Source organism: Streptomyces sp. NPDC058665 (assembly GCF_042714995.1).
Taxonomy (GTDB): domain Bacteria; phylum Actinomycetota; class Actinomycetes; order Streptomycetales; family Streptomycetaceae; genus Streptomyces.
The window spans coordinates 6,292-14,338 of the sequence record NZ_JBHXRX010000112.1 but is presented as its reverse complement, the minus strand read 5'-3'; the positions used below and the strand labels follow the sequence as shown (position 1 = coordinate 14,338).

General features: G+C 69.3%; 7 protein-coding genes. 4 read left to right on the top strand and 3 right to left on the bottom strand.

The window, feature by feature from the left end; translation table 11 throughout:
* Window positions 1-147: 147 nt before the first annotated feature.
* Together ACFWV8_RS37225 and ACFWV8_RS37220 are read right to left on the bottom strand one after the other, a co-directional pair.
* Window positions 148-1,650, bottom strand: a complete 1,503-nt coding sequence (locus tag ACFWV8_RS37225) for a hypothetical protein (protein WP_384214782.1) — start codon at window positions 1,648-1,650, stop codon at window positions 148-150.
* An 84-nt stretch (window positions 1,651-1,734) separates the two neighbouring features.
* Window positions 1,735-1,947, bottom strand: coding sequence for a hypothetical protein (locus ACFWV8_RS37220; RefSeq protein ID WP_329388744.1), 213 nt, complete (start codon window positions 1,945-1,947; stop codon window positions 1,735-1,737).
* A 129-nt stretch (window positions 1,948-2,076) separates the two neighbouring features.
* Between ACFWV8_RS37220 and ACFWV8_RS37215 the strand changes: the two genes are divergently transcribed.
* Window positions 2,077-3,051 (top strand): carbohydrate kinase family protein, encoded by a 975-nt coding sequence (locus tag ACFWV8_RS37215; protein ID WP_384214780.1) that lies wholly within the window; start codon window positions 2,077-2,079, stop codon window positions 3,049-3,051.
* Window positions 3,052-3,150: 99 nt separating this feature from the next.
* Here ACFWV8_RS37215 and ACFWV8_RS37210 read toward each other — a convergent pair whose 3' ends face one another.
* Window positions 3,151-4,533 carry a cysteine desulfurase/sulfurtransferase TusA family protein gene (locus tag ACFWV8_RS37210; protein WP_384214778.1) on the bottom strand — a complete coding sequence of 461 codons (1,383 nt, stop codon included), beginning with the start codon at window positions 4,531-4,533 and terminating at the stop codon, window positions 3,151-3,153.
* A gap of 255 nt (window positions 4,534-4,788) precedes the next feature.
* Here ACFWV8_RS37210 and coxB point away from each other — a divergent pair, with 255 nt between their 5' ends.
* Genes coxB through ACFWV8_RS37195 form a run of 3 tightly spaced genes read left to right on the top strand, consistent with a single transcriptional unit; the run spans window position 4,789 to window position 7,882 of the window.
* Window positions 4,789-5,751 (top strand): cytochrome c oxidase subunit II, encoded by a 963-nt coding sequence (coxB, locus tag ACFWV8_RS37205; protein WP_384214776.1) that lies wholly within the window; start codon window positions 4,789-4,791, stop codon window positions 5,749-5,751.
* A complete protein-coding gene (gene ctaD, locus ACFWV8_RS37200; protein WP_384214774.1) occupies window positions 5,748-7,487 on the top strand; it encodes a cytochrome c oxidase subunit I in 1,740 nt (579 codons plus the stop codon). The genes coxB and ctaD overlap by 4 nt, the downstream gene beginning before the upstream one ends.
* Window positions 7,484-7,882, top strand: a complete 399-nt coding sequence (locus tag ACFWV8_RS37195; RefSeq protein ID WP_384214772.1) for a cytochrome c oxidase subunit 4 — start codon at window positions 7,484-7,486, stop codon at window positions 7,880-7,882. Before ctaD ends, ACFWV8_RS37195 begins: the two co-directional genes overlap by 4 nt.
* The last annotated feature ends 165 nt before the right edge of the window (window positions 7,883-8,047 follow it).

Below are 8,047 nucleotides of genomic sequence, written 5' to 3'. Positions count from 1 at the left end.
ACTCTACCCAAACCCCCACCCCCCGTGTTCCGCGGGGGGGGGGCCACCCTTCCCGGTGCCCGCCCTCCGCCCCGTCCTCTCATCGCCAATGTTTTTGGGGGGCCCCCCGGGGGGGGGCCCCCCCCCTTCCGCGTGGCCCAGGTCTTATTACTTCTTGAGGGGCACGGCGTCGCCCGTGACCGCGTCCACGACCTTACGGTCGCCAAGTGGCCGGTCCAGCGTCACCTTCTCGGTGAAGCTCTTGGCCATCGCGATACAGACACCTCCCCGCGGCGCCGAGTCCACCACCTCCACCCTGACCGTGGACGCGCTCTCGTCCGCCCGCAGGGAGTACTCGCCGCACACGCCGTCCACGAAGCGCACGCTCAACGTGCTGCCCTCGGCGCTGTATGTCTCGATCGACGACCCCTCTTCGTCCTGAGGGGGCGCCGGGTCGGCCTCGCCGCCCTGCGTCAGATACTCGGGAAGCACCGCCGTCCGGGTGACCGTCGACGTCGGCCCGCCCCCGGTGCCCGCCACCTCGAACCACCACGCGGGTACGAGCGCCGCCCGCCCGTCCACCTGCTGTGCCGACAGACCGAAGACCGCATTCTCCAGCGGCACCCGGGCGGGCTTCGCCGGTTCTCCGCCCTTGCCCTTCGGCTCGCACGGGGCCGCCGGCTCGCGCCCGTCCTTCTGCGGCACCGCCGACGCGCAGCCGCCGATCCCGCTCGTGCCCGGCGCGTTCACCGACTCGTTCAGCAGCTTCAGCGCCTCGGCCGCGCTCACCACCGGATACTCCTCGCCCTTCTCGGGCGCCTTCAACTTCCCGCTGCCCGCGACGACTTGGCCGTCCGCGCCGATCTGGATGCCGGTCGACCAGCCGTACGTGGGCAGCCCGCCGATCACGGGCGCGGCGTTCACCACCCGTACGGCGCCCATCAGTTGGCCCGCGTCGAGTGCGGCGTCGTGCTGGCCGAGCGCCTTCAGCACGGGCGCGGCGGCCTTCTTCGCGGCCTCCTCGCTCACCGGTCCCGCCCCGTCCTGGGGTACGACGGGATTGTCGCCGCTCGCGCCGCCCCCGCCGCTCGGGCACTCCTTGCCCTTGAGGCAGTTGTCGCCGCCGGGAGCGGGCCCGAAGCGGCCGAACGTCCAGTCGCCGGGCGCCTGCTTGTCGACACTGAGCAGCGGGCCCGAACCGTCCTTCTGGGTGCCGACCTTCCAGGCCGTACCTACGAGTTCGGGCGCACCGGCCACCCCCAGGGCCTTGGCGAGACGCGCCACGTCCGCCGCCGCGACGGAACCCTCGGGGCGGTGTACGGCGGCCGATTCGGGCCCCTCGGGCAGCGTGCCGGCCGCGTGGTACTCGACTCCGTACGGGCTCGGTTCCCCGGGCGCGATCCCGAGGCCGGGATCCGTGCCGGAGCCATCCGCCGACGTCGCGGGGTCCGCCCCGCCGCTGAGTGCCAGCGGCGGCGGATCCAGGTCGCGTGCGGCCTTCTTGTCCCCGCCGTCGCCGTCCGACGAGGTCGTGGCGAGATACGCGCCCCCGCCGCCCGCGAGCAGGACGGCCGCCGCCACCGAAGCGATCACGAGCGGGGAACGCCGCAACCCCGGGCGGGCGCCGTCGCGTTCGCCTCCGCTGTCCTGAGGTCGTTCGGTACTGGTCACCGTCTGCTCCTTCGGGCCGATCGGCCTCGCCGTGGCCGGGACACCGGTGAGACGGGCCTCAGGAGCGCTCGGTTCCCCGCGACCCTAGTCGCCGTACTCGGACATGCCGTCGATCAGCCGGGCGGAGTCCGGCGGGACCGTGACGCCATGGATCAGCGACGGAGGGACGGGGACGGGAGCGTCCGGGGCGGGCTTCACCCAGTCCGGCGCCATCCGCGCGCAGTCACCGCGCAGTTCGGCCAGGCTGGTATCGGATTCGCGCACGGCACGCTCGCGGGGGACGGTGTCATTCCTCATGCACGCACCGTAAGCACGGAGCGGTCGAGAGGAAAGCCGTACTATCGGGTAGTTTGCCGTTTCGAGGCTCCCGGACCGACCCGATAGCGTGAGCTGTCCACAAGCCCTCCTCCACAGGAGCAGTCAGCCGTGAGAATCGCAGTCACCGGCTCCATCGCCACCGACCACCTCATGACCTTCCCCGGTCGCTTCGCCGACCAGTTGGTCGGAGACCAGCTGCACACGGTCTCGCTTTCCTTCCTGGTCGACAACCTCGACGTACGCAGGGGCGGTGTCGGCGCCAACATCTGCTTCGGCATGGGGCAGCTCGGCAGCGCGCCGATCCTGGTCGGTGCCGTCGGCCCCGACTTCGACGAGTACCGCGCCTGGCTCGACCGCCACGGCGTCGACACCGCGTCCGTCCGGGTCTCCGAGGTCCTGCACACCGCGCGCTTCGTCTGTACGACGGACGCCGATCACAACCAGATCGGCTCCTTCTACACCGGCGCCATGAGCGAGGCGCGGCAGATCGAGCTGAAGTCGGTCGCCGACCGGGTCGGCGGACTCGACCTCGTACTGATCGGCGCCGACGACCCGGAGGCGATGCTCCGCCACACGGAGGAGTGCCGCACCAGGTCCATCCCGTTCGCCGCCGACTTCTCGCAGCAGATCGCGCGGATGGACGGCGAGGAGATCCGGCTGCTGCTCGACGGCGCGACGTACCTGTTCTCCAACGAGTACGAGAAGGGGCTCATCGAGTCCAAGACCGGCTGGACCGACGCCGAGATCCTCGCCAGGGTCGGCCACCGGGTCACGACCCTCGGCTCGCGCGGCGTCCGGATCGAGCGCGCCGGCGACGACCCGATCGAGGTCGGCTGCGCGGAGGAGACGGCCAAGGTCGACCCGACCGGCGTCGGCGACGCCTTCCGAGCCGGCTTCCTCTCCGGTCTGTCGTGGGGCGTGGGCCTGGAGCGCGCGGCGCAGGTCGGCTGCATGGTCGCGACCCTGGTCATCGAGACGCTCGGCACCCAGGAGTACACACTGCGGCGCAACCACTTCATGGAGCGCTTCACCAAGGCGTACGGCGACGAGGCGGCCGACGAGGTCCGTGCGCATCTGAAGTAGGCGCCCCCCCAGGGGGCGCGCGCCCATCACCGGACACCCGTTGTGCGGCCCGCGCCCCCCGGCGTACGCCTTCTTCACGACGCCGGGCACCGGCGGCGGTCAGACGAGACGGCGCACCAGGAACGAGGTGCCGTCCCGGCCGCCGTACTCCTGCCCGCGCATCTCGCACCAGGCCGGGATGTCCAGACGGGCGGCCTCGTCGTCGGACAGCACGGTCACCGTGCCCCCCACCGGTACGTCTCCGATGACCTTCGCCAACTCGATCACCGGGATCGGGCACAGCTTGCCGAGCGCGTCCACGACCAGCGAGGGAGTTCCGGCGGCGCCGGCGGACTCCGTCCGTACGACCGGGGCGCCCAGCCGCTCCCGTACCCGCGCCACCACCCCCGGCAGCACCTCCAGGAACCGGTCCACCTCCGCCTCGGCCGTACCGGCGGGCAGCGACACCCTGACGTTGCCCTCGGAGAGCACCCCCATCGCCCGCAGCACATGGCTCGGCGTCAGCGTGCTGCTCGTGCAGGACGAGCCCGACGACACGGAGAAGTCCGCCCGGTCCAGCTCGTGCAGCAGTGTCTCCCCGTCGACATAGAGACAGGAGAAGGTGACGAGATGGGGGAGCCGGCGCACCGGATCGCCCACCACCTCGACATCGGGGACCAGTCGCGGCACCCGCGCCCGGATCCGGTCCACCAGCACCCGCAGCCTGGCCGCCTCGTCCGCCGCCTCGGCGCGCACCGCCCGCAGCGAGGCCGCGGCGGCGACGATCGCCGGCAGGTTCTCGAAACCGGGCACCCGCCCCGACTCCCGCTCGTCCACCGGCCCTTGGGGAGCGAACCTGACCCCCTTGCGTACGGCGAGCAGCCCCACCCCGGCGGGCCCGCCCCACTTGTGCGCGCTCGCGGTCAGCAGCGACCACCGCCCCTCCACAGGACCCCACCCCAGCGACTGCGCCGCGTCCACCAGCAGCGGCACCCCGGCCGCCCGGCACGCGTCGGCGACGGCCTCGACCGGCTGCACCGTGCCCACCTCGTGGTTGGCCGACTGGAGGCAGGCCAGCGCCGTGTCCGCGCGCAGGGCCGCCGCGTACGTGTCCGGGGAGACCGCGCCCGTACGGTCCACCGGCACCTCCGTCACCGCCGCGCCGGACCCGCCGGTGACCCGCGTGTGTGCGGCATGAAGCACCGACGAGTGCTCGACCGCCGAGACCACCACATGGCTGCCTGCCCGCCGACGGCCCGCGAGCGCTCCGGTCATTCCCGTATGTACGGCGTACGTCCCCGAAGGAGTGAAGACGAGTTCGTCGGGGCGGCAGCCCACGGCCTCCGCCGCGGTCTCGCGCGCGGCGTCCAGCAGCAGCCTGGCCCGCCGCCCCTCGCGGTACAGCCGGGCGGGGTCGGCCCAGCCCTCGTCGAGGGCGGCACGCAGGGCCTCGTGTGCGACGGGGTGCAGGGGCGCGGAGGACGCGGAGTCGAAGTAGGCCACGCCGCAACGCTAATCCCTGGCTCCCCGAAGGCGTCTGGAGAGGCGTCAGAAGTGCCCCGCGGCAAGCCCCGTCCGGTGCGTTCCACCCCTTCGGGGCCCCGGACGGCGCGTTGGGCACCCTCCATGCGTGACCCCAAATTGCGTCCAGTAGGGTTTGGTCCGCATAAACATCCAAACCCCTGCCCGCGTCAGGGCCGGCGACGACCGTGACGGCCGCAGCCGGTCGCGCGGGCGAGACTCTCGGGAAGGCGCTACGTGAGTCCCAACGGCTCCGACCGCTCGTCGCGGCGCCCGATGCGGCGGAAGCTGCCGCAGGTGCTGACTGCGGGCCTGATCCTCGCGACCGCCACCGGTTGCACATACAAGGATTTCCCCCGCCTTGGAATGCCCACACCGGTGACCGAGGAGGCCCCCAGAATCCTCTCCCTCTGGCAGGGCTCGTGGGCGGCAGCGCTCGTCACGGGCATCCTGGTGTGGGGGCTGATCGTGTGGAGCGTCATCTTCCACCGGCGCAGCCGCACCAAGGTGGAGGTACCTCCGCAGACCCGCTACAACATGCCCATCGAGGCCCTGTACACGGTCGTTCCGCTCATCATCGTGTCGGTGCTCTTCTACTTCACCGCGCGTGACGAGTCGAAGCTCCTCTCCCTGGACGACAAGCCCGCCCACACCATCAACGTGGTCGGCTACCAGTGGAGCTGGGGCTTCAACTACGTCGAGAACGTGGACGGTGAGGCTTCCACCGGCGCCGAGGTCGCCCCGGAACTCGCCGACATCCCCCAGAAGTTCCTGGAGGACTTCCCCGCGGGCGCCGAAGGCGTCTACGACGCCGGAATCCCGGGCACGAGGAACCCCCAGAACGGCAACCCGGGTCCGACCCTGTGGCTGCCGAAGGGGGAGAAGGTCCGGTTCGTCCTCACGTCACGTGACGTCATCCACTCCTTCTGGGTCGTGCCGTTCCTGATGAAGCAGGACGTCATCCCGGGTCACACCAACGCCTTCGAGGTGACTCCCAACCGGGAGGGCACGTTCAAGGGCAAGTGCGCCGAACTGTGCGGTGTGGACCACTCCCGGATGCTCTTCAACGTCAAGGTCGTCTCCCCGGAGCGCTACCAGCAGCACTTGAAGGAGCTGGCCGAGAAGGGGCAGGACGGCTACATCCCGTCGGGCATCGAGCTGACGGACCCGGCCAGGAATGCGGAGAAGAAACAACTGTGAGCATCCTCAACGAACCCAAGGGTGCCGCCGTAGCAGCTGACGACTCGTACGAGAACGAGCTGCCGGTGCGGCGCGAGCAGCCCGGCGCTGTCGTCGTGAAATGGCTGACCACCACCGATCACAAGACGATCGGCACGCTCTACCTGGTCACGTCGTTCGCCTTCTTCTGCATCGGTGGTGTGCTCGCGCTCTTCATGCGCGCCGAGCTCGCCCGTCCCGGCACGCAGATCATGTCGAACGAGCAGTTCAACCAGGCGTTCACGATGCACGGCACGATCATGCTGCTGATGTTCGCGACGCCGCTGTTCGCCGGTTTCGCGAACTGGATCATGCCGCTCCAGATCGGCGCGCCCGATGTGGCGTTCCCGCGGCTGAACATGTTCGCCTACTGGCTCTACCTGTTCGGCTCGATCATCGCGGTGGCCGGCTTCGTCACCCCGCAGGGCGCGGCCGACTTCGGCTGGTTCGCCTACTCCCCGCTGTCGGACGCGGTCCGTTCACCGGGTGTCGGCGCCGACCTGTGGATCATGGGTCTGGCCCTCTCCGGCTTCGGTACGATCCTCGGCTCGGTCAACTTCATCACCACGATCATCTGCATGCGCGCGCCCGGCATGACGATGTTCCGCATGCCGATCTTCTGCTGGAACGTGCTGCTGACCGGTGTGCTCGTCCTGCTCGCCTTCCCGGTGCTGGCCGCCGCGCTCCTCGCCCTGGAGGCCGACCGGAAATTCGGTGCGCACATCTTCGACGCGGCCAACGGCGGCGCGTTGCTCTGGCAGCATCTCTTCTGGTTCTTCGGGCATCCAGAGGTGTACATCATCGCCTTGCCCTTCTTCGGGATCGTCTCCGAGATCATTCCGGTGTTCAGCCGGAAGCCGATGTTCGGCTACATCGGTCTCGTCGGCGCGACGATCGCCATCGCCGGCCTTTCGGTGACGGTGTGGGCGCACCACATGTATGTGACGGGCGGCGTCCTGTTGCCGTTCTTCTCCTTCATGACATTCCTGATCGCGGTACCGACAGGAGTGAAATTCTTCAACTGGATCGGCACGCTGTGGAAAGGCTCGTTGTCCTTCGAGACACCGATGCTATGGACCATCGGCTTCCTGGTCACCTTCGCCTTCGGTGGTCTGACGGGCGTCATCCTGGCCTCACCGCCGATGGACTTCCATGTCTCCGACTCGTACTTCGTCGTCGCGCACTTCCATTACGTCGTCTTCGGCACGGTGGTCTTCGCGATGTTCGCCGGCTTCCATTTCTGGTGGCCGAAGATGACGGGCAAGATGCTCGACGAACGGCTCGGGAAGATCACCTTCTGGACGCTGTTCATCGGTTTCCACGGCACGTTCCTGGTGCAGCACTGGCTGGGCGCGGAAGGTATGCCACGGCGGTACGCGGACTACCTCGCCGCCGACGGCTTCACCGCCCTGAACACCATCTCCACGATCAGCTCCTTCCTCCTGGGCATGTCGGTCCTGCCGTTCTTCTACAACGTCTGGAAGACCGCCAAGTACGGGAAGAAGGTCGAGGTGGACGACCCGTGGGGCTACGGCCGCTCACTCGAATGGGCGACTTCCTGCCCGCCGCCGCGGCACAACTTCCTCACGCTGCCGCGGATCCGCTCCGAATCCCCGGCGTTCGACCTGCACCACCCGGAGATCGCGGCGCTCGAACACCTTGAGAACGACGGGCAGAAGGACGCCGCCCTCGTCGGTGGCAAGGAGGTCGGCAAGTGAAGGTCCAAGGCTGGATGTTCCTCTGGCTGAGCCTCTTCATCCTCGTCGTCGCCGCCGTCTACGGCGTGTGGTCGAAGGAGCCCGTCGGCACCACCGCGCTCTTCCTGGCGTTCGGCCTGAGCCTCATGATCGGCTTCTACCTGGCCTTCACGGCCCGGCGGGTCGACGCGATGGCGCAGGACAACAAGCAGGCCGACGTCGCGGACGAGGCCGGCGAGGTGGGGTTCTTCTCCCCGCACAGCTGGCAGCCGCTCTCCCTGGCCATCGGCGGTGCGCTCGCGTTCCTCTCCATCGCCATCGGCTGGTGGCTGCTGTTCTTCTCCTTCCCGGTACTCCTGATCGGCCTGTGGGGCTGGGTCTTCGAGTACTACAGCGGTGAGAACCAGAACCAGTAGGCACGGCGGCGGACAGCCGTAATCGGCACAAGGGGCCCCGGGGCCACCACCCCCCCCAGCGGAGGCCCGGCCCCCCGGGGGAGGACAACAAACCCCCCCAAACCAGCCCAAAATAAAAAATAAGTGCAATAAAAACAAAACCCCCCAGAGACCACCCACAGCGAG

Coding starts and splice junctions, on each gene's coding strand:
- ACFWV8_RS37220 (WP_329388744.1), bottom strand. CDS start 1,947: ATGAGGAATGACACCGTCCCCCGCGAGCGTGCCGTGCGCGAATCCGAT.